Origin of the sequence: Pseudoalteromonas sp. S1612, assembly GCF_005887175.1 — a bacterium.
In the GTDB taxonomy this organism is placed as follows: domain Bacteria; phylum Pseudomonadota; class Gammaproteobacteria; order Enterobacterales; family Alteromonadaceae; genus Pseudoalteromonas; species Pseudoalteromonas undina.
Genome location: NZ_PNDH01000036.1, coordinates 25,711 through 51,594, shown reverse-complemented (window position 1 = coordinate 51,594; position 25,884 = coordinate 25,711). Strand labels below are relative to the sequence as shown.

Annotated in this window: 23 protein-coding genes and 1 tRNA gene; 2 read left to right on the top strand and 22 right to left on the bottom strand. The window is 39.9% G+C overall.

Annotated elements, in window-relative coordinates; translation table 11 throughout:
• Positions 1 to 276: 276 nt before the first annotated feature.
• The gene (locus tag CWB78_RS13680) at positions 277 to 681 is read left to right on the top strand and encodes a DUF1801 domain-containing protein (protein WP_138596076.1); all 405 of its coding nucleotides are present in this window, start codon (positions 277 to 279) and stop codon (positions 679 to 681) included.
• A gap of 343 nt (positions 682 to 1,024) precedes the next feature.
• Here the strand turns inward: CWB78_RS13680 and CWB78_RS13675 are convergent.
• The 17 genes from CWB78_RS13675 to rppH all read right to left on the bottom strand — a co-directional run bounded on the left by CWB78_RS13675 (position 1,025) and on the right by rppH (position 17,005).
• Positions 1,025 to 1,099: transfer RNA gene (locus tag CWB78_RS13675), tRNA-Arg, on the bottom strand.
• 88 nt (positions 1,100 to 1,187) lie between these two features.
• Complete coding sequence (locus CWB78_RS13670) at positions 1,188 to 1,865, bottom strand: FlgO family outer membrane protein (protein WP_138596074.1); 678 nt, start codon at positions 1,863 to 1,865, stop codon at positions 1,188 to 1,190.
• 8 nt (positions 1,866 to 1,873) lie between these two features.
• Positions 1,874 to 2,551, bottom strand: a complete 678-nt coding sequence (locus CWB78_RS13665; RefSeq protein ID WP_008466541.1) for a FlgO family outer membrane protein — start codon at positions 2,549 to 2,551, stop codon at positions 1,874 to 1,876.
• Between the two features lie 12 nt (positions 2,552 to 2,563).
• Positions 2,564 to 3,157, bottom strand: a complete 594-nt coding sequence (locus CWB78_RS13660) for a FlgO family outer membrane protein (RefSeq protein WP_138596072.1) — start codon at positions 3,155 to 3,157, stop codon at positions 2,564 to 2,566.
• A gap of 67 nt (positions 3,158 to 3,224) precedes the next feature.
• On the bottom strand, positions 3,225 to 3,881 hold the full coding sequence (locus CWB78_RS13655) for an SPOR domain-containing protein (RefSeq protein WP_138596070.1): 657 nt from the start codon (positions 3,879 to 3,881) through the stop codon (positions 3,225 to 3,227).
• A gap of 18 nt (positions 3,882 to 3,899) precedes the next feature.
• Positions 3,900 to 6,860: an MSCRAMM family adhesin SdrC gene (locus CWB78_RS13650; RefSeq protein WP_249930463.1), complete on the bottom strand. Its 2,961-nt coding sequence runs from the start codon at positions 6,858 to 6,860 to the stop codon at positions 3,900 to 3,902.
• Between the two features lie 33 nt (positions 6,861 to 6,893).
• Entirely contained in the window at positions 6,894 to 7,718 is an 825-nt protein-coding gene (locus tag CWB78_RS13645) for a fimbrial biogenesis chaperone (protein WP_054201746.1), read from the bottom strand.
• Between the two features lie 21 nt (positions 7,719 to 7,739).
• Complete coding sequence (locus tag CWB78_RS13640) at positions 7,740 to 8,189, bottom strand: DUF4402 domain-containing protein (protein WP_138596066.1); 450 nt, start codon at positions 8,187 to 8,189, stop codon at positions 7,740 to 7,742.
• A gap of 37 nt (positions 8,190 to 8,226) precedes the next feature.
• Positions 8,227 to 8,817 carry a DUF4402 domain-containing protein gene (locus CWB78_RS13635; protein ID WP_010387820.1) on the bottom strand — a complete coding sequence of 197 codons (591 nt, stop codon included), beginning with the start codon at positions 8,815 to 8,817 and terminating at the stop codon, positions 8,227 to 8,229.
• A 138-nt stretch (positions 8,818 to 8,955) separates the two neighbouring features.
• A complete protein-coding gene (locus CWB78_RS13630; protein WP_054201749.1) occupies positions 8,956 to 9,552 on the bottom strand; it encodes an SPOR domain-containing protein in 597 nt (198 codons plus the stop codon).
• Between the two features lie 65 nt (positions 9,553 to 9,617).
• Positions 9,618 to 10,469 carry an SPOR domain-containing protein gene (locus CWB78_RS13625; RefSeq protein ID WP_138596064.1) on the bottom strand — a complete coding sequence of 284 codons (852 nt, stop codon included), beginning with the start codon at positions 10,467 to 10,469 and terminating at the stop codon, positions 9,618 to 9,620.
• Between the two features lie 277 nt (positions 10,470 to 10,746).
• Complete coding sequence (galU, locus tag CWB78_RS13620; RefSeq protein WP_010387817.1) at positions 10,747 to 11,625, bottom strand: UTP--glucose-1-phosphate uridylyltransferase GalU; 879 nt, start codon at positions 11,623 to 11,625, stop codon at positions 10,747 to 10,749.
• 17 nt (positions 11,626 to 11,642) lie between these two features.
• The gene (locus CWB78_RS13615; protein ID WP_138596062.1) at positions 11,643 to 12,494 is read right to left on the bottom strand and encodes a thymidylate synthase; all 852 of its coding nucleotides are present in this window, start codon (positions 12,492 to 12,494) and stop codon (positions 11,643 to 11,645) included.
• Between the two features lie 13 nt (positions 12,495 to 12,507).
• The gene (gene lgt, locus CWB78_RS13610) at positions 12,508 to 13,311 is read right to left on the bottom strand and encodes a prolipoprotein diacylglyceryl transferase (protein WP_055013228.1); all 804 of its coding nucleotides are present in this window, start codon (positions 13,309 to 13,311) and stop codon (positions 12,508 to 12,510) included.
• A gap of 12 nt (positions 13,312 to 13,323) precedes the next feature.
• Entirely contained in the window at positions 13,324 to 14,133 is an 810-nt protein-coding gene (locus CWB78_RS13605) for a sulfite exporter TauE/SafE family protein (RefSeq protein WP_010387814.1), read from the bottom strand.
• Between the two features lie 65 nt (positions 14,134 to 14,198).
• Entirely contained in the window at positions 14,199 to 16,463 is a 2,265-nt protein-coding gene (ptsP, locus tag CWB78_RS13600; protein WP_109874245.1) for a phosphoenolpyruvate--protein phosphotransferase, read from the bottom strand.
• A 23-nt stretch (positions 16,464 to 16,486) separates the two neighbouring features.
• Positions 16,487 to 17,005 (bottom strand): RNA pyrophosphohydrolase, encoded by a 519-nt coding sequence (gene rppH / locus CWB78_RS13595; protein ID WP_008111786.1) that lies wholly within the window; start codon positions 17,003 to 17,005, stop codon positions 16,487 to 16,489.
• A 528-nt stretch (positions 17,006 to 17,533) separates the two neighbouring features.
• Here rppH and mutH point away from each other — a divergent pair.
• The gene (gene mutH / locus CWB78_RS13590) at positions 17,534 to 18,205 is read left to right on the top strand and encodes a DNA mismatch repair endonuclease MutH (protein WP_138596060.1); all 672 of its coding nucleotides are present in this window, start codon (positions 17,534 to 17,536) and stop codon (positions 18,203 to 18,205) included.
• Between the two features lie 179 nt (positions 18,206 to 18,384).
• On the opposite strand, the gene eno is transcribed toward mutH, so the two are convergent.
• The 5 genes from eno to rlmD form a co-directional block, all read right to left on the bottom strand.
• Positions 18,385 to 19,683, bottom strand: coding sequence for a phosphopyruvate hydratase (eno, locus tag CWB78_RS13585; RefSeq protein ID WP_008111781.1), 1,299 nt, complete (start codon positions 19,681 to 19,683; stop codon positions 18,385 to 18,387).
• A gap of 100 nt (positions 19,684 to 19,783) precedes the next feature.
• Positions 19,784 to 21,418 (bottom strand): CTP synthase, encoded by a 1,635-nt coding sequence (gene pyrG, locus CWB78_RS13580; RefSeq protein ID WP_008111779.1) that lies wholly within the window; start codon positions 21,416 to 21,418, stop codon positions 19,784 to 19,786.
• A 157-nt stretch (positions 21,419 to 21,575) separates the two neighbouring features.
• A complete protein-coding gene (gene mazG, locus CWB78_RS13575) occupies positions 21,576 to 22,400 on the bottom strand; it encodes a nucleoside triphosphate pyrophosphohydrolase (protein ID WP_138596058.1) in 825 nt (274 codons plus the stop codon).
• A complete protein-coding gene (gene relA, locus CWB78_RS13570; protein ID WP_010387807.1) occupies positions 22,381 to 24,537 on the bottom strand; it encodes a GTP diphosphokinase in 2,157 nt (718 codons plus the stop codon). The genes mazG and relA overlap by 20 nt, the downstream gene beginning before the upstream one ends.
• 8 nt (positions 24,538 to 24,545) lie before the next feature.
• A complete protein-coding gene (rlmD, locus tag CWB78_RS13565; RefSeq protein WP_138596056.1) occupies positions 24,546 to 25,871 on the bottom strand; it encodes a 23S rRNA (uracil(1939)-C(5))-methyltransferase RlmD in 1,326 nt (441 codons plus the stop codon).
• Between the last annotated feature and the right edge of the window lie 13 nt (positions 25,872 to 25,884).

Below are 25,884 nucleotides of genomic sequence, written 5' to 3'. Positions count from 1 at the left end.
GGTTCGGGGTTCGGGGTTCGACAAAGTACTTTATAAAGCGGGTTAATTGATAGCTCGCTTTTTTATTATGCAGAATTTAATGGAGGGCTTCTTTGAGCGATAACCGGACATTGAGGTGAGTTGTCATTTACTTAGTAAGAAAGAAGAAAACTTTCCTCTTTTTTATACGCTCAGATAAGCTAAAATAATAATAGAAGCTCATGAGATATGGACGTTTTCGCGCTAGAATAGGGAAAATGTCCTCTGATAAAGTTGTTATATGAATAGGAGCTTTCAATGGACGAGGTAGTCAAAAATCGCTTCGAAGAATATCCCGAAAAAGTTCGGTTACGACTTGAGGAGTTACGAACTTTAATCCTCAAGCTTGCATCCGATTTGGAGCTAGGTGAAGTCGAAGAGTCACTGAAATGGGGTGAGCATAGTTATAGTGTAAAAACAGGCAGCCCAATTAGAACTGATTGGAAGTTGAAATCGCCAAACCAATACTACTTGTTCTTCAACTGCCAAACTAAGTTAATCGATACATTTAGAGAGCTGCACAATGACACACTCGAATTTCAAGGTAATAGAGCAATCGTATTAAGTTTATCGAGTTCGTTGCCTGAGGCGGAAATCAAGAACTGCTTAGAGCTAGCTTTAACCTATCAGCAGCGAAAGCATTTGCCACTTTTAGGCGCGTAATAGGTAATCACATATAAGGTACTAAACCCGCACCTTTCGGTCACTACCCGTTAGCTTAGCGTTACTAATGTCCGCAATTAGCACTCAGCCGATAGTCGGTATAGAGTGGTTTAACTTACAGTGTAAGGCAGTTGTCTCTGGTAAATTTATCATTTTTGTCGGATGGCGTGGCTCCGCCACTTATCCGACCTACGCCAAAATGTAGGTTGGTTAAGCCGAAGGCGCCACCCAACAAGCTTTCAAATTCACTTTTTATCCGAACGGCACAAAGCTGACATTGCTACAAATATACTACATAGAGTTGATATAGAAACAAAGAAAGAACATAACTCATTGATTTTATTGGTAGCCCCTGCAGGAATCGAACCTGCAACTGCCCCTTAGGAGGGGGCCGTTATATCCATTTAACTAAGAGGCCACATACAGCTTACAGCTTACAGCTTACAGCTTACAGCTTACAAAAATTATAACGGCATCTGGTTTTTTATATCAAGTATCAAATTAAGTTAATTGCTTGATAAATATATATCTTCTTTATTTAGTACGTAAAGCGGTATAAATGTTCGGCTGCTGGCGGCAAGGCGCTTATTCTCAATATTTATTACGCGAGCGTTAATAACAACCCCATCTGCACGGTAAATTAATGTACCCGATAAAACATGGCTGGCTATATTCGTACCTGCAAGCTTGCGAGTGTTGCGGGTGAATGCAAAGTCGCCTTGATCATTAACGGTAATTAAATTGGCTGTTTTAAAATCAACCGCGCTATAACCAAATTTTTGCAGCTGATGTATAAAGGTTTCTGATAACTGATTACCTAACTGGCTTGCTGTAGTTAAACTTGCGTCTAAATCAACGAACGACGTAACCGCAATCGCTGCATCTTGCGGGGCTACTTGCATGGTGTCGGTTAAATCAAGTGCCATTTGCTCTACGTAGTTAACTAAACTTTTATGATGCTTGTTTGGGTTAAACTGCGTTGTATCGGCATATTGTTCTTGCTCTTCATTTTGCTGCATTTGCGCCATGATCTGGTTAAAATCAAGATTGCTTACCACTTTTTGCTCAGGCTCAGACTTGGCAGGTTCAGTCATGTTAGATTCACCAAGTAAATTACAGCCTGAAAGTAATAGTGATAATGCACTTATGCTAATTAAAGCTGAGCGCTTAGCTAAGTTAGCCATTATAAACCTCACTTACTCGCTTGTTTAAGCATAATGCCATCAGCACTGTTACTGCTATTTAGCGCATCAATAACTGATTGTGGAATAAAGCCCTGTGCAGAGCCTACAACCGCTTTACTCGCTAAACCAACAATACGTGCGTTTACTAATATGCCGCCTTGGTGGTTTACTAGCGTGCCGGCTAATACGTAACTAAAGTTTTGTTCTTGGTTAAGCTCTAAGTAGTCGCGACTAAAAACAAAATCGCCGCCAGGCGTTACGCGCATATAATCGGTGGTTTTAAAATCAATGACCGGCACACCAAAATTATGCAGCTCATGCATAAAGCTCTCTGCGATTTGGTTACCCACTAAGTCAGCATTATTGTAGTCACGGTCTAAAAAAACAAAGCTTGATACTGCCAATGGCGTTTTAGTATTTACGTACTGTAAGTTTTCAGCCATGTCTTGCATGATGCCACGCACATAGTGATTAATATTTTTACGGGTTGGCGTATTTACTTGTTTGTTTTTATTCATCACTGCGGCTTTATTTTGATAAAGCGAATCAGTATTTGTTGGTGCAGCTACAGGGCGTTGCTCAAAAAACATAGGCGCATCGTCGGTAATTTGCGTGTCACTATGGTTTGTCATTTGTGAACAACCAAAGCCCAGTGGCAAACATAAAGTTAATAGTAGGCGTTTCATGTGTGCTCCTAATTAATATTCACTGCGGTAAATATAGTCACCGCGCTGCTGTATTTTTTCATTACTCCACATCACATTGATGGGAATTTCAGTACTTGCGGCAGATACAATCTGATTAGTTTGCATATTTACCATGCGAGCATTAACAATATAAGCATGTTCTTGACGGGTTAAAGTGCCGGTGATCACAAAGTCAATAATCTGACGCTGCTTTAAGTTACTCGTACTGCGGCTTAACACTGAATCAGCGCTCGCTGATAAGTTAAGCTGGTTTTCAAGCCGGTATTCAACTGTGTTGTACCCTAACTGAGTAAATTGGGTTATTAAGCTTTCTTGAACTTGCTGACTAAGCCCTGCTCCCTGCCCTTGAGCAATTTGTGAATCCAAAGCATTGGCTAAATAAAAGCTGCTGACCGCGATTGAAGCGGTGCTTTTAAAAGGCTCTTTGATATGGCTAAGCTGGGCACTCAAGCTATTTACGTACTGATTGAGCGTATAGGGTGCCATGACCGCTTTAGGCGCATCAGTGCTTATACTTGGCTTTGGCTGGGGTATTAAGCTACAGCCCGCTAAATTTAATAATAGTAAGGGTAACAAAAGGCGCATAGTTGCCATCCTCTAAAAACATAATAGTTACAAAGCAATTATTATGCCTAATACCCTAGATGCATATTTATTTTAATGGCTGTTGGGTGTAATGGCTCACAATGCAGTTGATTTGGCGCTGTTTAAGTCTATCGCAATCAGCAGCCGCATTCGCTTGATTTTGATAAGCTCCAAGCTTTAAACGGTAGTAAGTCATGCCACTCACGTTAATAGTTTCTACATTCGCCACGAATTCGCCCTGAAATAACGAAGATGCGCTGGCTTTTATTTGATTTAAACTTTGGCTAAGTCGCTCTTTGTCGGTAACGGCTGCAACTTGTAAGGCAAATAAGGCTTTAACGGCTTGTTTTTCATCAGCTGTATTCGCTGCTACTTTAGCTTTTTGTGCAACTTTTGGTGCTACCGTCTCAGCCGAAGCTTTAGCTGTTGGTACAACAGGCGTATTTGTTGATGCAGAACCTTGTTTTGCTACCGCATTTAATTGGCTTATTAATAGCTTTAAGTCTTGTTCAATCACTAATAAACGTTCAACACCTGCTTTGGCTGATTGCCACTGCTGAGACGATGCTTTTAGCTGCGCCAACTCTTCCTCAGAAAGATTGGCACTCGCTTGCATTGGCTGAGGAGATTCTGCAGTTTTGGTGGTGCTGCATCCTGATATAAAAAGAGCAGCAATACAGGCAATTAGTATTGAGTAGCGTTTATATAAATTAGCATGTTGCATGGTTAAACCTTATTGTTATTAGTGGCTAATAAGTTGCGCTTGGACTTGGCAGTTCAAGCCTTTTACTTTTAATTCTGCACATACTTGTTCAAGTTCCCCTTGCGCAGACTCGGCATAAGCGACGGCTAAAATATACCGTTTTTGTTTTTCATCTTTAATATAAAAAGCATCACGCTTTGATTGCTCATTTAAATGACGTTTAATTAATTGATAATACGCTTTCATAATTGGCAATGATGAAAACCCACCCGCATTAGCAATATACGCTGGCGTTTGTGTTTTTTCTTTAAGCTCAAAGTCAACGCCCATTACGACTTCACCTTGCGCTGGTAATTTAACCACCACCTGTTGCGTATCTTTTAAGGATTTACGTTGCTTAAATTCATCATCTATAACCGCTTTATATTCGCCAGGGCGTAAATCGGTAAACAAATAATAACCATCATAAGCAGCCTGTGTTTGCGCCACTTGCTTGCCTTGTTTGTCGAGTAATTTTACGGTAGCAAAAGGCTGTACTTCACTACTGCCTTGCTCATCTTGTTTGTAAACAGTTCCCTCTAATTCACTACTGTTATTAAGTGGGATTTCCATATATTCAACAAAGCCGGCACGCGGTGTAATAGAAAAGCCATCATTGGCGGCAACTAAAAAAGGCTCACTAATACTACCAGACTCAATCACTATGTCGGTGGTTCTATTTGCCGGCATCCCTTTAAGAATCGCTAAACCATTTTCGTTAGTTACCGCTCGGCGATAGTTTTGAACTCCTTTTACCTTAACGCCCTCAATTCCCTTTTCTCCGTCATCTTGAATATTGTTATTATTTGAATCAAGAAAGACTCTAACCATTAAAGTACCAGAGTTTGCGAGGCTTCTTTTACTTAAAAAGTACTCGTCAGTGTTCGTATCAAAACCAATACTAAAGCGACTAAATAAACCTAGCCGCCAGTTATCATCATCATCGTAACTCATTGTGCTATTTAAGCTAAAACTATCGCTTTGCCAATTTAGACCCAACTCCATAGAAACTAAATCATTTATACGGGAGTTTCTCAGTGTGAATTCAGATTGCAAATTCTGAGATAAACTACGGCTTAATTCAGCTTGATAACCCAGTATAGTTGAACCAGAGTCTGCGCTATAGTCAACACTAAAACGAGTGTATGTTTTACCAAATCGATGTTGAAGACGCATGCTGCCAAGTGTTGTTGCATCATCTAAAGAATCAAATTTTCGCCAAATTAAGTTGTTACTAACAACGGTGCCGCCTAAATTATAAGATAAGGTATTATCAACACTTAAATATGAGTCGCTAAACTCTCTGTTGTTATAGGCGAGCGTATTTTGATAACTCAAACTTCCAAATGATTTATCAAACAACTTTCCTGCCGTATATAATCGATAACTTTCAGTTTTCGCTGTTTCTGTATCACCAACTATTTTCTCATTGTTTTGAGACAGACTTAAACGTACCGATTGACCAATTAATTCACCTCTAGCAGCTACCTCTAGCTTATCTTCATCGTTATTATTTTTTTCATAATCTAGATTAAGTAATACTTTATCAAATATACTTAGGTTTGAACCAAAAGCATAATTGTTAACATTATCACCCGAATTACTATTTAATATTGATGTACCAGCATAAACCGATAAATAATCAGTTAACCCCGTTTCATAACGGCCTGCTAGCTGCCAACCTTTGCCCTCTGTCGAATAAAGTGATTGATTAAATAACTGCTCACCTTGCTCAGTAATTGACAACTCATAGAACGACTCATCTGCTGACAAACTATTACCATCTATAAAATATTGCTCTGTTTTTCGCTCTACTTGCCCTTGTGGGCCATAAAAGATCAGCTCAAAGTTATTAGCGCCAAACAATAAATCAATATCTTCAAATAAATAACGCCCATCAGCCAAACTAAACTGCTGCGCTAGCAGTACATCATTACGGTATAACTCAACATCCCAGCCTGGTTGAATAGCACCCGTTAAATTAATTTGATTACTGTTAACCTGTTTAAAAAGTGGTTTGTTATCAACTTTTACTCCTCTGGCGTAACTACTATTAAATTGTTTACCGACTTGAGTTGCTAATACGTCCCCAAATTGAACTGTTGTCGCATTTAAAGGACCTAATAGCCGTGCACCTTTACTTTGACGGCTAAATGATAATCTTGAATCTGATAGTAAATCTTGTTTTCGCCCTGCAAAAAAATACTGAGCATTAAAATAGGCTAAGTCATTTGACCCTAATACAGAGTACCCTATCGCTGAATCCGTATTACTCTTGGTTGCACTAAGCTGCACATCAGCAAGAGGAGATGAAATTGCACTGTATGGACTGGCCTTCCACGGTAATATTGCTTGACGTGACTCTCTATTAGTTACAGTTTCTCGCTGCTCTCTTTCGCGTTTTAATTCTATAGGCAATTTGGTAGGGGAGCTTACATTTAGCTCAAGTGCTGAATATTCAATATCAATATCTAACGAAAACCACTGCGCTAACAAGTTACTATCAACAAACATATCGCCGTTCTCAGCATAAGCTTGTTGGCTGTTAAATGAATATCTAGCGCCGTTAATTTGTGCTGTGTTTGTATTTAGGTCTAGATAAAACTGATTATCTTCACGAATAAACCACCCTTGAGCAATAAGGTCATCGCTATTTATATCGATAGCAAAATCCAGGCTTTCTGAAAAACTTAATAAATCTATTAATACACCGGTTTTACTTTTCACCCCGAGCATTTCACCCAGGTAATTTTTTTTCACGAACGATGAAAAAAATAATAACTCCCCTTCGGGGATGCCCTCACCTTGCTGCACATTAAGCTCAGGCTCTGTTCTTTCATTTACAGCTTGATCAGTGTTGTATTGCTGCCATTTTTTATCTATTTTTTTTATGCTAGCAAGAATGGCCTGAGTGTCAGGCTCTGCTGCTAATAATGGATCAATTGATAAAAAAATGATCAACAACCACTTTAAGCGCTTAAAGTAATACATCGCCTATTTCAAATTACCGATAATTGCATTATTGATTGGCGCAAACTTTTCACTAAAAATAGTATCGCGATATTCTTTAAGCCCTGTATAAATTAAGCGAATTTGACCATCTTTCGGGATATTTTGATCTGCAAAAATTGGTATCGTCGCCGTTGTTGTTTTTAGCTCAGGGTAAATACTGAAATCGTTTAACATGGCGATCTTTTTCTCTGTATCCGCTCCTTTTTGCTTAAAGAAAACTTCTAACTTGCCAAAAGAACTAAAGTCACCCTCTCGCTTAATTTCAATCTCAAGCGCCTTTTTTTCTGGGCTGTGTATAAGCTGTAAATTACTGATATTTACATTGGGTTTTTCAGCACCTTTTCGCAAAATAACGGGAATAGTGTAGCTTAAGAGTAAGTTTACCTTGATGCCTAGTCTCTGTTGCTGACTTTGAGCTTCATTAGGGAGTGCTTTAAAGGCTAGATGAGAGCGGTATTCCTGCTCTGCTAAACCTTTCGGCTTTCGAATAGCAAGCTTAACTATTTGCCTTTCTCCTGGCGCTAATCTAACTTGTGATGGGCTGATCCTAACCATATTTTTAAGTGAAGATGAACTTTCTTGATCAGCCGCTAAATTAGCATACCCTCCCCCAGCTAGAGCGACTTTATCTTGCCACTCCAACCTATAAGTTTTGGGTTCATTAGAGTTATTAACAACAATGACTTTAGCAACACGTTGGCGCTCATCAAAATTGATTCTTGTTGGAGAAATAAGTAAGTTTGCATAAGAATGAAAGCTAATTAAAATAAAGCTTACTAAGATAAAAAAAGTTTTTATTATTGTCATTTAATCAACATCTCTAGTTGTCTAATAATTTAGCGTCACTTCAATTGTAGTATCAAAGATGCCATCTTTATAAGTATTGCCGTCACCTGAGGTGCTCAATTGCCCCCCAACTCTCAATAACGCAGTCCCTGTGGTATCGGTTGTAATGGTCGCATTGTATATGAGTTGATTTAAAATCAGTGATGCACCACCGAAAATGTTATTTAAAGGTTGGTCGCTTACAAAGTCACTCACGTTTACCTGGATACGTGCAGGGTATCCTTCAAGCAGCAATTCAGCTGCATGGCCTTTTTCAAGTAAATATATCTTATTGGTTAAGGTATTTGTATTACTAGGCAACAAAGTTATAGAGCTAATGCTTTGATTATCACTTATAACAATTTTACCAAAGCTCAATTGCTCAAGAAGTGTTACCTGCGCGCACAAACCTGGAGTTAAGGAAGCTGCTAGTATGAATAAAATTAATTTCATAAAATAGCCTGCTTTATAATAAAGCAGGCTTTGCTCATTAATAGTTTAATTCTAATGTGAATGAGCCACTGTAAGTGCCATCAATGTAATCACTCGTAGGAGTTGTGGCATCTGTCGTTAATGTGGCACCAACATTAAATGTCGCTTCACCATTTGCGTCTACCTGAATGGTCGTTGTAGCAGCACTGTTAGGCGTCGCGCCAGTTAGCACATAATACGTTGGAGTACCCAAAGTAAATGCTGCAGTACCAGCAGGTGCTGCATCAGGTGAAATTGCAGTTTCTGTCGGATTTGTAATTGTCAGTGAACCGAAAGGAGACACGCCAGAAACAGAAAAAGAAGCTGGTGCACCTGGTACTAAAATTGCGATTTCAGCATCTGCAATCGATGTAGAAGCCGTTGTAGGTGAGGTCGCTGGATTTGCGGCTAAAACAAGAGTAGCCGTCTCAGCTGCTGCTAAATCCGCTGAGGCACGAATTGTTCCAAAATCTAGTGCAGAATCGTTAGTCAAGGTAAAAGCATTTTGAACTGTAACACCTGCTTGAAACGAAACTGATTCAGCTGCAGCGCCGAAAGAAAGTACAGCCATTGATGCAGCTAATGCTGCTTTAGTAAATATTTTGTTCATAGTTTTCCCTTAGATATAAAGTATAAACCTGTTAGTCAGGTTATGTTAAGTATCGGCCAAAATCACTAAAAAGTTAGAAAAATATTTACTTTATTTTGATTTATAATAACAGGATGCAAAAATAAGCGTAAAAAAACCTTAAACATCCTCTGAAAATGTCGCTAAGGTACACTTATTACCTATTTTGTAAAAAAACAAACACAACTGCGCCGCTTGCTGTTGATTTTTCAGCGGGCCTGCTACAACACTATAAAACGTTGTTGATTCCTTTTGTTGCTCATTAATGCGGTATTGTAAAATACTGTTCAATTGAGGATATTGCTCTTTTAGTCGCTGTACTTGCCTTTTGGCTCCGTTAGAAACTAAATAACGTCCAATTTGCACACCGTAAATTGCTTTGTTTGTACTGATAGTGTTATCGGCTAAGGCAGTTTCTGATGAGAGTTGTAAAGATTGCTTAGAGCCATATTCAACACGTTTTACCTTCTCTTTCAACGGCTCAGGTACGGTATCAATATCTGTTTGTGCAGAAAGAGCTTGAATCAGTAATGATAAGTCCTCTTCCATGGTGCTTAAACGCGCTATTTGCTCTTTGTTGTTATCCCATTGCTCTAAGTAAGGTTTTATATCTTTTTCACGCACAAGCTTGTCGCTTTGTGAGTCGGCGGGCATTAGCTGGTTGCTACAACCAGCTAATGCAAAGGGTATTAGTAATATTATTAAACGAAGTTTCACTTTAAAGCACCTATTACAAAAAACTAGCTCTAGCTATTATGCAATAAAAGCGCCAAATAAATAATTTATAATCTAATTGGTTTGTCAGTGTAGTTACTCACAAAGCAATCAACTTTATAGAATTTAAATACCTCACAATCATCCTCAGCACTTTTAAAGTTAAAATACTCACCTAATTTTAATCGATAATAGGTTTTGTTATTAACTTTTGCTTTTTCAATGTTTGTCGTGATTTTATCCTTAAACAAAGGCGCTGCTTTTTTGTTAATATGCTTCCACTGCTTAGCAACACTCTCTTCTGAATCAAGCGACGCTACCTGTAAGGCAAATACTTTTTTATTTTTATCTACCATTGCCACTTTTGTTGCCATCGATATTTTAGAAGCGACCTTTTTATTCATCCTTGGATTAATAGCTTTTACTGACGAACGAACAGAGCGGTTACTGTAACTTTTTGGAGGGGCTGTAATCATTTTTTTAGGCACACTAGCATAGCGGCTGCTATATCGCTGATTTTGTAGAGCGTCCCTATTAGTTGGTTTTGCGTAGCGATTACTATATCTTTGCTTTGGGCGCTCAACTTTATCTGACGTGCTTGCGTAGTTATTACCATACCTGAGGTTTGGCGATGTATTAGCCTTAATTGATGAGCGTGCATAGCGATTGCTAACAGCCTGATTTGATTGCGCTATTGCTTTACTATTAATAATATCTAAATTATCAACTAAATATGTAAGCTCGCGTTCTAATTTTAATAGCCGCTCAATACCAGAGCGCGCCTGTTGCCATTGCAAAGCGGCATCTTTTAGCTGTGCAAGCTCAAGTGCGGTAATGGTTACATATTCAGGAGAATCTTTAACTTGTTCATTTGACGTAGTTTTATCTGGCGATATAGTACAGCCACTCCCAATTAACATGAGTAACGCTATAACTAAATATCGGTGATACTTTATGCTGCATTCACACATTGATTGTTTCTCTTTCAACAGTTTAGATCGCTAAATTGAGCCAATTTACAATTGGCCTAATAAAGAACGTTAACTACAAAACAACTTTAATTAACATAAAGCTTACATTACAAACCCAGATCTGTCTGTATAACTGCAAAAATAGTTATAATTAAAGTCCTGAAAAAGCGACTTTACAATCAAAAAAAAAGCGCCATATAGGCGCTTTAAATAAATAAAGAACTGATTAGATTAACGTTTTAATAAAGGTCTTAAGCTCATCAGCAAATTCATCGCGGCGTAAGGCAAATTCAATCGTCGCCTTCAAATAACCAATTTTACTACCACAATCATGGCTTCGGCCTTTGATAGCATAAGCGTCTACTTTTTCGTTTTGCATAAGCATCGCAATTGCATCTGTTAGCTGAATCTCATCACCAGCACCTTGTGGTGTTTTAGCTAATAATGGCCAAATATTTTTACTCAACACGTAACGACCAACCACAGCAAGGTTTGAAGGTGCCTCGTCAACGGGTGGCTTTTCTACCATACTCTTAATGGGTGAGCTTTCACCTTGGTTTAACTCAACATCACCTAAATCAACAACACCAAATTTATCTACGTCATCTTTAGGAACTGGTTCAACCATAATTTGACTATGTTTACTTTGCTCAAAACGAGTGATCATTTCTGCTAAATTATCTTTTGTTAAATCACTTTCCACTTCATCGATAATAACGTCAGGTAAAATAACCACAAAAGGTTCATCCCCTATAATAGGGGCAGCACAGTTAATAGCATGACCTAACCCTTTTGCCTCACCTTGACGCACATGAATAATCGTCACGTCGTTAGGGCAAATAGACTGTATTTCGGCAAGTAATTGCCGCTTTACACGTTTCTCTAACGTAGCCTCTAATTCAAAGCTAGTATCGAAATGGTTTTCAATTGAGTTTTTACTCGAATGGGTTACTAACACTATCTCTTTAATGCCAGCGGCAACGGCTTCGCTCACAACGTATTGAATTAGTGGACGGTCTACAACTGGCAGCATTTCTTTTGGAATTGCTTTAGTGGCCGGTAACATACGTGTTCCAAGGCCCGCTACAGGGATCACTGCTTTCATTATGCTCTCCTTATTTTTTAAACTGAAAATGGGTACTGAATCGCTTCATGGCATTGATAGCCAACCACCTCAAAGTCATCACGTGTTACCCATGTTTCTATATCTTCGAGTGATTTAATCTCTGGGTTGATTTTTAATTGGGGAGAAGCAAATGGCTCACGCTTTAACTGCACATCTCGCATTAAATCGAGCTGGTTTTCATAAATATGAGCATTGGTAATTTTATGATATGCCTTACCCGCTTTATGGCCGGTAATTTGGGCAACTAATGCAAGTAATACAAAACATTGAATTTGATTAAAATTAAGTCCTAGTGGAACATCACAACTGCGTTGATATGAGGTTAAATACAGGGTATCGCCCAATAATGAAAAGGTATGTGTGTGCATACATGGGCGCAAGCAACCAAGTTCAAATTCACCAGGGTTGTAAAATGTAATAATTTCGCCGCGATCATCTATGCCATTTTTTAAATTATTAATGACCTTTGCCAGTTGATCCAATGTTGAACCATCAGGGCGTTGCCAGCCACGTCCTTGAACGCCATAAACGCGCCCCATATCATCCTCACCTTTACGGTTAGGATTATTGAGCCAGGCACGATTTTCATTGGCGTTAGCATCCCAGGTTTTACAGCCCATACTACGAAACTGCTCAGCACTGTCATAGCCTCTTAAATAACCTAACAATTCAGCAATAGCCGCTTTGTAATAGCTCTTTCGAGTGGTGATCATAGGGAACTGATTATTCGCCACATCGTATTCTAAATCAGCGTTTATAACCGTTAAACAACGTGTACCGGTGCGTTTATTTTCAACCCACTGTCCTTGGTCAACAATGCGCTGACATAATTCTAAATATTGTTTCATCTAACTTCTTCTTTTAAACTTTTGCCGCTGTTTGCGATTGTGGTTGTTTATAGGCCCAAATAAGTAAGCCTAACCCGCCAATGATCATAGGTAACGATAGAATTTGCCCCATTGAAATGAAGTCGGCAAATAACCCCAATTGCGCATCGGGTTGGCGAAAATACTCAATACCAAACCTAAATACGCCGTAACCCAGTAAAAACAAACCTGACACACTTCCCGCAGGACGAGGACGTTTAATAAACCACAATAATATGACAAACAATACCAGCCCTTCAAAAAAAGCTTCGTAAAGTTGTGATGGGTGGCGTGCAAGCGGGCCTCCAGTTGGAAATACCATTGCCCATGGGACATCGGTAGTGCGGCCCCATAATTCGCCGTTAATAAAGTTACCTATACGCCCGGCAAGTAAACCAACTGGCACTAAAGGCGCTACAAAGTCACCGACTTGCAATAAGGACTTTTTACGCTTGTAAGCAAAAATAGCAATCGCAGTGATCACCCCAAGTGTGCCGCCATGAAACGACATACCACCCTGATCGATTCTAAATAAATATAAGGGGTTTTCGATAAAATAACTAAATTGATAAAACAGAACATATCCAACACGACCACCTAATATAACGCCCAGCATGCCGTAAAAGAGTAAATCACTGACTTCGTCTTTAGTCCAACCCGACCCTGGTTTTTTAGCTTGACGATTAGCAAACCACATCGCAAACGCAAAACCAATTAAGTACATTAACCCATACCAACGAACGCTAAGTGGTCCAACAGAAAATATTATTGGATCAATTTGAGGAAACTCCAGTGCCATAAAAATAAACCTTTAGCTAAAAACCATTTTAATAGCGATGAAAACCAGTAACATCGCGAAAACTTTCTTAATTGTATTCACAGGTAAGTAATGTGTTGCCTTAGCCCCAATAGGCGCTATAAACCATGAGGTAACAACAATCCCAAATAAAGCAGGTAAATATACAAACCCCATAAAACCATGCGCTAAGTCCGTTACATGCCACCCAGCGCTGATGTAACCGATAGACCCAAAAAAGGCAATTACAATACCACATGCAGCAGCGCAACCAATTGCCTTTTTAATATCAACCGAAAAATAATGCAACATAGGCACAAGTAATGCACCGCCACCAATGCCAATTAATCCAGACAAAGCCCCCATTACCGAACTAACACTAGCTAGCACGGGGCCTGCGGGCAAAGGGTGTTCTGCGCTCACTTTATTACGAGCAGAAAGTACCATTCTCATTGCAATAAAAACTACACTGACGGCAAACACCGTTCTTAACATTTTCTCAGGGATAAAGCTGGCAGCAAAGCCACTTACCAATGCACCAATGGCCACGCCCGACATAACCCAAGGAGCAATTTTCCAAGGCACATTATCATTTTTATGATGAGCCAACGCTGAAGAGGTAGAAGTAAATAAAATAGAGGCTAAAGATGTTGCAATGGCGATAACTAACACATGATCGGCAGCGGCAACGTCAAAACTAAGTAGCAAACTACTTAGCACTGGCACAATGATTAAACCACCGCCTATGCCTAGTAACCCTGCTAAAAAACCAACAATGCAGCCTAACAGCGCACAACTTGCAACTAGAAGTCCTAGTTCATACATAGTTATCTCTAATACATTTAATTATAAGTATATTTTAATTGATTATATAAACAATTACAGTTCTATCATTTTGGTGTATAAAATAAATTACCTAGCTGATGCTCTATCATAAAACTACGAGTTAACCGCAGTACTTGTTTAGCGTTGGGCTGTGCCAAACATTCGCTCAGTAATTGTTCCATGTCGCTTACATTTAAGCGCCTTAGCACCCACTTCACTTTGTTTAGTGACGATAAGTTCATGCTTAAACGCCTATAACCCATAGCAATCAGTAATATTGCGCCCTCGGGGTCGCCACCAAGCTCCCCACATAAACTAAAGGGCAATTCATAGTGCTCACACTCGCTGGCAATATTATTTAATACACGCAACACGGCTGGATGGTAGGGGTTAAATAAATCGGCTACGCGTGCATTTGCTCTGTCTACGGCTAATAAATACTGAGTTAAGTCGTTACTACCCACTGAACAAAAATCGACTTTTCTAGACCACTCTGGCAGCATAAATACACTTGAAGGTACCTCAAGCATAATACCAATATCGGGCCTTTCTATTAGTTGCTCAGGAAATGCTTCACTTAACTCATAATAAGCTTGGTTAAACAATGCCAGTGACTCTTCAACTTCATCAGTGCCACTGATCATAGGCAGCATTATTTTTAAATTACCTAAGCCAATATTCGCTTTTAGCATCGCTTTGAGTTGATCTAAAAAAAGCTCAGGATGATCTAAGCTAATTCTAATACCTCGCCATCCTAAAAACGGGTTTTCTTCGGTAATGTTAAAATAATCTAAAACTTTGTCGCCACCTATATCTAACGTTCGCATAACAACGGGGTTAGGGTAATAGCTACTTAGTACTTCTCGGTACCACTTTTCTTGTTCTTGTTGCGATGGAAACTGCCCCTTTTGCATAAACCATGCTTCGGTTCTGTAAAGGCCAACACCATCACAAATATGGGCACTATTTTGCTGAGTATTAAGCTCTAGCCCTGCATTGAGTAATAAACTAATATGCTCACCATCTAACGTGATTGCAGGCAGTGCTTGTTCTTCTAAAAACCGATTATTGAGTAAGTTATCTTGGTGTTGTAATTCGGTATACTCATCAATAAGCATTTGCGAAGGCGAAATATATAAACGCCCAGCAAAAGCATCTAAAATCATTTCTTTACTATCAAACTGCAATAGCGGTAAATCTTCAATACCCCAAATCGCAGGCACGCCCATAGCACGGGTTAAAATAGAGGCATGGCTATTGGCTGAACCATTAATACTCACAACCCCCGCTAAACGCTCATTGGGCACCTCTGCTAACATAGCTGGCGTTAGTGTGTGCGCTATTAAAATGGTGTTTTCAGGGTAGTCTTTTATTGCGTGTTCGGTATTCACTAAGTGATGCAGCACTCGTAAGCCAATGTCTTTAACATCAACCGCACGCTCTTTAATGTAAGGGTCTTGCATTTCGTTAAACTGTGCAACTAAACGTTCAATCACAATTTTTAATGCACTTTTTGCACACCACCCTTCTTGTAATTGTGTCTCTACATTATGACCTAAACTTTTAGCATCTAGTAATTGCTGATATACATCAAATACAGCCAACGCCTCTTGCGGTATGCTGTCACTTAACGTCATCGATAAGGTGCTAAATTCTTTGCGCGTAGCAGCAACTGCTTGCGTGAATAAACGGCGCTGTTCAATAACATCGTTATTTTTAGTAAGTTCTATGGATTTAAAATTAAGTTTAGGAATAACAACAAAAGCTTTACCAATACTTATACCAGGTGCGCTAGAAACCCCTTTTAATACCGATGTTTGATGGGAAGACTCATCTTGGCGTAATACTTCTTTTATTTCAGCGTGGGCTAATTGCGAAGCTAACTGCGCAGAAAGCGTAATTAAAAAAGACTCCTCATCTTGAGAAAATACCCGCGCCATTTTCTGTTGAACAACAATAACACCTAACACTTTTTTTTGATGAACAACAGGCACAGACAAAAAGGCGTTATAACCTTCTTCGTTAACTTCTGGGGAGAGTTTAAAACGAGGATGCGACTTGGCAAAGGCAATGTTAATTGCTTCTTCACGCTGAGCAACAAGCCCAACTAAACCCTCGGTAAAGCCAATTCTAAATTTGCCCACCGCATCAGGGTTTAACCCTTCGGTAGCCATCAGTACAAAATTATCTTGGCTGTAATCTGCAAAATAAATGGAGCAGCACTGGGTATTCATGGCATCTTTTACCATTTTCACAAAGCACACTAACGCGTCGTCTAAATTCGCTTGTTGCGAAACAGACTCAGCTATCGCTCTGAGTGTTGCCAGCATACACTGCTCCTTTTTATGTAAAACTACCTTTTATTTCGCCAGTGATCTTTTTGTTGCTCTCGCTTATTAAAGGGCATAGCAAAGGGAGCAAACTCTTTCATAACACGTCGATAAACGTCCCGTTTAAACGACACAACCTGTCTAACCGGATACCAATAACTTACCCATCGCCAATCATCAAATTCCGGATGATGGGTTTTCAGTAAGTTAACATCTTCATCTTTACAGCGCAGTTTTAGTAAAAACCATTTTTGTTTTTGCCCAATACACACCGGACTTGAATCTCGGCGGATTAATCGTTTGGGTAATTTATAGCGTAACCAATGTTTTGAGCTTGCAACTATTTCTACATCTTCTGGTCGCAAACCTACTTCTTCGTGTAATTCACGGTACATAGTTTGTTCTGGTGTTTCACCATCATCAACACCACCTTGGGGAAATTGCCAAGAATGTTGACCATAGCGTCTGGCCCAAAACACTTGCCCCTGATTATTGCAAATTACAATTCCGACATTGGCACGAAAACCTTCGGCATCAATCACCTTAGTGCCTCATTTGTAAGTCGATTTTTTATGATTGTTCCACATTAGCTGCAATACGGCAAATACTATTACGTGCAAGCCTCGTTAACACCTTCGCTTAAGGCAAATTAATGGCGAAATCCATTGCATGTGAATAACAAACAACACTGCCATATGTAAATACATAAAAACCACACTGTTTGTGCTGGTTACTCACAGCTTGTGCATAACTTTTGTAAAACACGCTCATTTACCAAACAAATCCACAATACAAGATCAAAAAAGTGATGTTCTCCACAGAATCTGTGGATAAACATGTTTATACATCTGTATTTATCCTTACAACAATTATAGACCTTAATTAAAACTGAACACCAAAAACAAAAAAAACAATGTAGTTCAGTTACTTAGTTAATTTTAGCGTTTTAAAGCAGTGCATAAAATTGCACCAACCACGGCACGTATAAAAATCAACCAACCGCTAAAGATATCCACTATCAAGCTAATTTGCTATCATGGCGTTGGTATTTATTCAACTAAATTAACAGTATGCAACCTTTAAAACCTCATTCAATTAATCAACTAATGCAACGTGTCAATAATATTGCAGGGCTCACACTTGGACAACTAGCACAGCAGTACCACTTTAAAACGCCAGATGATTTATTGCGTGAAAAAGGCTGGACAGGTCAACTGATTGAGTATGTATTAGGCGCAACCGCTGGTTCAAAACCGCTCCCCGACTTTGAAGATTTAGGCATAGAGCTTAAAACATTGCCTATTTCATATAAAGGTAAACCGCTAGAAACCACCTTTGTGTCGGTCACCCCGCTAATGAATGTAACTGGCATGACGTGGCACACAAGTAGCGTACGTAAAAAGTTGAATCATGTTTTATGGTTACCTATTTTAAGTGAGCGCGATATCGCTCCTTTTGATAGAACCATAGGCAGTGGCTTTTTGTGGCAACCTTCCCCCGCGCAAGATGCACAATTGCAGCGAGACTGGGAAGAACAAATGGAGCTTATAGCCCTTGGTAGAGTTGATGAAATCTCAGGTCATTTAGGGGATGTAATGCAAATACGACCAAAAGCAGCCAATAGCCATATTGTTACCGATGCAATAGGCCCAAATGGGAAAATAATTAAAACCTTGCCTCGTGGTTTTTACTTAAAAACCAGTTTTACGGGTGATATTTTAAAAAAGCAATTTCAGCTTTAATTGATGAAAAGTAACTAACGTTAGGCTTGTTTAACCTAGATATTCGCACTGCTTGCTTAACGCCCGTAGCTCGATGCTCGTAGCCCGTTTCTTTGTCCCTTTTTTGCTTTTTTTACAAAAAAATCCCCGCATAAGCGAGGATTTTTTATAATCTTAAATATCAGATTCTGATTAGAGAATTACTGACCTTTAACTTCTTTTAAACCATTGTACGGTGCTTTAGCGCCTAATTGCTCTTCAATACGTAGCAATTGGTTGTACTTAGCAACACGATCTGAACGGCTTAATGAACCCGTTTTAATTTGACCTGCAGCAGTACCTACTGCTAAATCAGCAATAGTTGCATCTTCAGTTTCACCAGAACGGTGAGAAATAACCACTGTAAAACCTGCATCTTTTGCCATTTTGATTGCAGCTAACGTCTCTGTTAATGAACCAATTTGGTTAAATTTAATTAAGATTGAATTGGCAATACCGTTATCAATACCGCGTTTTAAAATCTTAGTATTGGTTACGAATAAATCATCACCCACTAATTGAACTTTATCGCCCATTAGTTTGGTTTGGTGTGCAAAGCCATCCCAATCAGACTCATCTAAACCATCTTCAATTGATACAATTGGGTATTGCTCAGTTAAATCTTTTAAGAAGTGGTTAAACTCTTCAGATGTAAATTGCTTACCTTCACCTTTAAGGTCATAGATATTTGCTTCTTTGTTATAAAACTCAGAGGCCGCACAATCAAGTGCAAGGGTAATATCTTTACCAAGCTCATAACCGGCATTTGCAACAGCCACTTTAATAGCTGCAAGTGCAGCTTCGTTTGATGCAAGGTTTGGTGCAAAACCACCTTCGTCACCTACAGCTGTTGAATGTCCATCTGCTTTAAGTACCTTAGCTAGGCTATGAAATACTTCAGCACCCATACGCAATGCTTCACGGAAGTTAGTAGCACCTACTGGCTGAACCATAAATTCTTGAATATCTACTGAGTTATCAGCGTGCTCACCGCCGTTGATGATGTTCATCATTGGTAGTGGCATAGAGTAAACACCTGGCGTGCCATTTAAGTCAGCAATGTGCTCGTAAAGCTCTACTTTTTTAGATTGTGCAGCCGCTTTTGCGTTAGCAAGTGAAACCGCTAAAATAGCATTAGCACCTAGTTTTTCTTTGTTTTCAGTACCATCTAAATCAAGCATTACTTGGTCTACATCACTTTGAGCAAGTGCGTTTTGACCTTTTAGCGCTTCTGCAATTTCATTATTAATGAAGCCAACCGCTTTTAATACGCCTTTACCTAAGTAACGCGCTTTATCACCATCACGTAATTCTAATGCTTCGCGAGTTCCTGTAGATGCACCTGAAGGTGCAGCAGCACGGCCCCATGAACCATCAGCTAAATATACCTCAGCTTCAACAGTTGGGTTACCACGCGAGTCCATAATTTCACGACCGATTACTTTTACGATTTCTGACATCTTGATTCCTCTATATTCCCAAAATGGTGAGTGCGGCTAACCTGAGTTTGGCTAGCCTTAGAAACAAAAAAGGCCGCGCATCATGCACAGCCTTTTTATATTACGAAGACGCTTTTTGATAGGTATGAGCCGCAGCTACAAACCCTTCAAATAACGGGTGACCATCACGTGGTGTTGAAGTGAATTCCGGGTGGAATTGCGCTGCAATAAACCAAGGGTGATCTTTATTCTCAATAATCTCTACTAGTTTTTTATCTTCAGATAAACCTGTAAAGCTTAAACCAGCTTGCTCAAGTTGTGCTACAAAGTTGTTGTTAACTTCATAACGGTGACGATGGCGTTCAACAATTTCGTCGCTACCATACACATCATGTACTTTAGAGCCTGGTGTTAAATGACATTTTTGTGCGCCTAAACGCATAGTGCCACCTAAATCAGATTTTTCGTCACGTAATTCAACATTACCTTCAGCATCTAACCACTCAGTAATTAAACCAACCACTGGCGAGTCTGAGTTTGCGTTAAATTCAGTTGAGTTTGCATCAACTAAACCGGCAACATTTCGTGCGTATTCAATAAGTGCAACCTGCATACCTAAACAAATACCTAAGTAAGGCACTTTGTTTTCACGAGCATATTTAGCCGCTAAAATTTTACCTTCAACACCACGACCACCAAAACCACCTGGCACTAAAATAGCATCTAAGCGAGAAAGAACATCCGTTCCTTTGGTTTCTAAGTCTTGTGAATCAACGTATTGGATATTAATAGTTAAACGATTCTTCAGTCCCGCATGCTTTAATGCTTCGTTTACTGATTTGTATGCATCTGGTAATTCAATGTATTTACCTACCATACCAATTGTCACTTCACCCGTTGGGTTAGACTCTTGATACAATACTTGTTCCCACTCAGCTAAATCAGCTTCAGGCGCGTCTAAATGAAAACGACGACATACAAAGTTATCTAACTCTTGCGATTTTAATAACGCAGGGATTTTATAAATACTGTCTACATCAGGCAGTGAAATAACGGCTTTTTCTTCAACGTTTGTGAACAATGCAATTTTTGCACGCTCGTTATTTGGCAGCTTACGGTCTGAGCGACAAATAAGAATATCTGGTTGAATACCTACCGAGCGTAACTCTTTAACTGAGTGCTGAGTTGGTTTTGTTTTCACTTCACCGGCAGGGCCTAAGAATGGCACTAAGGTTAAGTGAATAAAAAGTGCGCGTTCACGACCAATTTCTGTACCCATTTGACGAATTGCTTCGATAAATGGTTGTGATTCAATATCGCCTACCGTACCACCAATTTCAACGATTGCTATATCATGGCCTTCTGCGCCATCATAAACACGTTGCTTAATGTCATTGGTAATATGAGGAATAACCTGAATAGTTGCGCCAAGATATTCACCACGTCTTTCACGACGTAGTACATCTTCATATACGCGCCCCTGCGTAAAGTTATTACGGCTGGTCATTTTGGTGCGAATAAAACGTTCGTAGTGACCTAAATCAAGGTCCGTTTCTGCGCCGTCTTCGGTAACGTATACTTCACCGTGTTGAATTGGGCTCATTGTGCCTGGGTCAACGTTGATGTAAGGATCCAGCTTTAGAATGGTAACATCTAAGCCACGGGCTTCTAAAATAGCGGCCAATGATGCTGCTGCAATACCTTTACCCAACGAAGAAACAACTCCGCCAGTAACGAAGATAAATTTTGTACTCATGCGAACCCTAGAATATCAGGAATTAAAAGGAATATAATACCCAAACAAGTGATTTTGGAATATAAACAAGACGGGGCGAAATTGTACCAAAACATAGCTAAGCAATCCAGCTATAAATAGCAAATCTGTGCACAAAAAACAGACATTTTTTATGTCCCTATTTATTTAATTTTTTTATTGCATCCCATGCCGCATCCATTTCCTCTAAAGACGCTGACTCAATACATTTACCCTGGCCAATTAAGTAGTTTTGTACCTTTTCAAATCGTGCAGAAAACTTATCGTTGGCACTGCGAAGCAATTGCTCTGGGTCACGTTTAACATGGCGCGCTACATTCACGGTAGCAAACAACAAATCACCTAGCTCTTCTGCTGTATGGTCTGAGTGAGGGTTATGAGCTAAGGCTTCTTTCACTTCCTCAACCTCTTCACTCACTTTATCTATAGCTCCATGATAAGTCGGCCAATCAAAACCTAAAGCAGCTACACGTTGTTGAATTTTTTTAGCTTTTGTTAAGCTAGGTAAACTGTTTGGTATATCTTGCCAAAGTGACGAGCTTTCATCTTGGGGTTTAGCTGCGCGCTCTTGTGCTTTTATTGCTTGCCACTGCGCGGCTAATTCGGCATCAGTTGTGGGGGTGTCTTGCGATGAAAATACATGCGGATGACGACGTACCAGTTTCTCATTTAATTGAGCCACTACATCGTTAAAATCAAATAATTGCTGCTCTTGCGCTAGTTGCGCATAAAACACGATTTGAAATAACAGATCACCTAGTTCACCTTTAAGTTCACTTAAATCGTCGCGCTCAATACAATCAGCCACTTCATAGGCTTCTTCAAGAGTGTGAGGTACGATTGACGCAAACGTTTGCTTGAGATCCCAAGGGCATCCGCCCTCAGGGTTTCTCAGTGTTTGCATTATTTCCAGCAGTTGGCTTAAAGCCTCATTGTTAGCCTGATTACTGCCCTCGTTTTGCACTGTGCACCCCTTCGATCTGATGTAGCTTAGACAGTACTTTATTAGTGCCCTGTAAGTCATGCACTTCAATTTGCATCACAAAAATAGCAGTTTGAGTGCTATCAACCGTGTTTACGTTCATATTGAGCACATTAACTTTTTCATTGGCAAGTGCTGAGCTGATGTCACGAATTAGCCCAGAACGATCGCTGGCTTCAATGCGAATAGTTAAGGCATAAGAGCTACTAATATCATCTGACCAACTCACTGAAATAACACGCTCGGGGTGCTTGTTTTTTAAATTACTAAACGAATCACAATCCTCTCGGTGCACCGCAATACCGCGCCCTTGAGTAATATACCCAATAATTTCATCCCCAGGTACTGGGCGACAACAACGAGCAACATGGCTCATTAAACTACCGACCCCATCCACCACAATACCGTTTTTGTCACCAGTCACTTTACTAGGCGATTTGAAACGAATTACCGGCTCATGCTCTGTTCTGTCGGTAATAAAGTTAAGCATTTGGTTAAGACGAATATCGCCTGCGCCAATGGCGACCATTAAGTCATCAAGTTCTCTAAAATTAAAACGCTTTATAGCAGGATCTAAATCTTTATAAGTTAGCTCTAATTTTTGTAATTCGTTATCAAGGATTTCTTTACCCGCACTTAAATTTTTATCGCGGTCGAGCTGTTTAAACCAATGGTGGATTTTGGCTCTAGCGCGAGACGATTTAATATATCCCAGCGACGGGTTTAACCAATCACGGCTTGGGTTTGGCTGCTTTTGGGTTAGTATTTCAACTTGGTCACCAGTGCTTAACTGATGAGTAAATGGCACTATTTTGCCAAATATTTTTGCGCCAATACATCGATGCCCTACATTGGAGTGAATGTAGTAAGCAAAATCAAGAGGCGTTGCCCCCAGTGGTAAGTCAAAAATATCGCCTCGAGGGGTAAACACATACACACGATCTTCAACCACTTGGTTTTTAAGCTCTTGTGCTAAATCGCTGCCATCAACCACTTCTTCTTGCCATTGCAGTAATTTACGCAACCAGCTAATTTTTTGCTCATAGCCTGAACCACGCCCTGGTAATGCGCCTTCTTTGTACATCCAATGCGCGGCGACACCCAGCTCTGCATCTTGATGCATGTCGTGTGTTCGTATTTGAATTTCAACGGTTTTACCCTCAGGACCAAACACAACCGTATGAATAGATTGATAGCCATTTTGTTTTGGGGTCGCAACGTAATCGTCAAACTCTTTATTTAAATGACGCCAATTAGTGTGCACTATACCTAGAGCACCGTAGCAGTCTTGTAATCGTTCAACCACAATTCGCATGGCGCGTATATCAAATAGCTGATCAAACTCGTAGTTCTTTTTCGCCATTTTTTTATAAATGCTGTAGATATGTTTTGGCCTGCCGTACACCTCAGCTTTAATACCCGCTTCATGGAGGCGTTGTTTGACCTGTTCAACCATATCAACCATATACGCTTCACGGGCAAGGCGCTTATCATCGAGCTGCTTGGCAATGTTTTTATAAATATCGGGGTGCAAATAACGAAAAGCTAAATCCTCAAGCTCCCATTTTAATTGACCAATACCAAGACGATTGGCAAGCGGTGCAAATATATCAGCGGTCTCTTTGGCGGCAACTACTCGCTCTTCTTCTGCGGCATCTTTGACATTGCGTAAATGGCAAACCTGTTCGGCTAATTTAATCACCACAGCGCGCACATCTTCCACCATAGCAAGCAGCATCCGGCGAATATTATCAACTTGCACAGTGCCGTTGCCTTGATGAGCTAAGGTACTTATGGTAGCCATTTGTGACACACCTGTAAGCAGCACTGCAACATGATTGCCTAAATGCTCTTCTACCGCATCAATGCTCACTACATCATTTAAATAATAAGGGGTTAAATAGGCTGTGGCTAAAGAGTCAGCATCTAAATTTAACTCAACTAAAATCTCCACCATTTCTATAGCGGTATTTTGTCGCTCGCTGTTATCGCACGTTTGGCAAAGCTGCTGCGCTTTGTTGAGTAAGCTGATTTTTTCTTGAGACAAATCAAGAGATTCTACGCGTGAAAAAAAGTCACCCGCTTTATCATGTTGATGAGATTGACGTGTCGCTACCATAATGCGCTTTACCTCCGTTGAAATAACGCCATAGTTTCGATATGCCCCGTGTGAGGAAACATATTCATTAGCCCTATCTTGTTCAGCTCAAAGCCGGCTTGCGAAATAATAGCGCTGTCACGGGCTAAAGTAACAGGGTCGCAAGAAACGTATAAAATCGCTTTAAACTGCGTTAATGGAAGCTGCTCTAAAACTGCCATCGCACCAGTGCGTGAGGGGTCGAGTACTAAAACATCTAATTCTTTATTAAACCACGGCGCTTTTTTAATACTCGTGGTTAAATCAAAACAATGAAACTGGGTATTAGTAATAGAGTTAGTGTGCGCATTTTGCGTTGCTAATGCAACCGCCGAAGTTACGCCCTCAATTCCTGTTACTGTTTTAGCTTGTTTGGCTAACACTAAAGAGAAGTTACCAATACCACAAAATAAATCCAGAACATTTTCATCGCCTTGAAGTGCTAACCAGTTTGCAGCTTGGATCAGCATCGCTTGATTTACACTCGCGTTAACCTGAATAAAGTTACTGAGCCCAAACTCAAACGTTATATTTAACTGTTCAAGTTTATAAAATGGCATAGCTAAATGTGAATGATCAATAGTATCACTGTCACTTTGCCACACTAACTGCCAATTATGAGCTGCCACACTTTGCTCAACAAACGCCTTATCATGAGGTGAAATCGCTTTGGTATGGCGGATAACAATAAAAGATTGTTCATCAGCGGCACATAATTGTAAATGACTAATACTGTGTAGCGTCTTGTTTTGATTAATGACTTTATCAAATACATTAAATACATCGGCAAATACATCACTTAAAACTGGGCACTGATTAATGCTAACAATGCTTTTAGAGCCACGTGCTCTGTAGCCTACCCGCATTTTTTTTGTAACCTTGTCGAACATAACAGCAATTCGAGCACTGCGTCGATAATGAGTTGCTTGGCTTTGCAGCGGGGCTTGCCAGTTCAAATTAGTTAATTTTGCAAACTTGGCAAATAATTGATTCACCGCCGCCTGCTTTTCAATTACCTGTTGTGTGGCATCTAAATGCTGTAGCTGGCAACCACCGCATTGGCTGTAGTGTTCACAAATAGGCGCTGTACGATATTCACTAGCTTTAATTATTTTAAGCGTATCAGCTTGGCTGTAACGTGCTTTATCATCAACTAACTTGGCTTTTACTCGCTCACCAGGTAATGCTCCACTAACAAAACACACTTTATTATTGTACTTAGCAATACCACGGCCATGGTGATCCATTGCTGTAATATCGAGTTCTAGCGATTGCTGTTGTAGTGGTTTTTTCTTTGCTTTAAATATTTGTGCCATGAGGCATTACCTT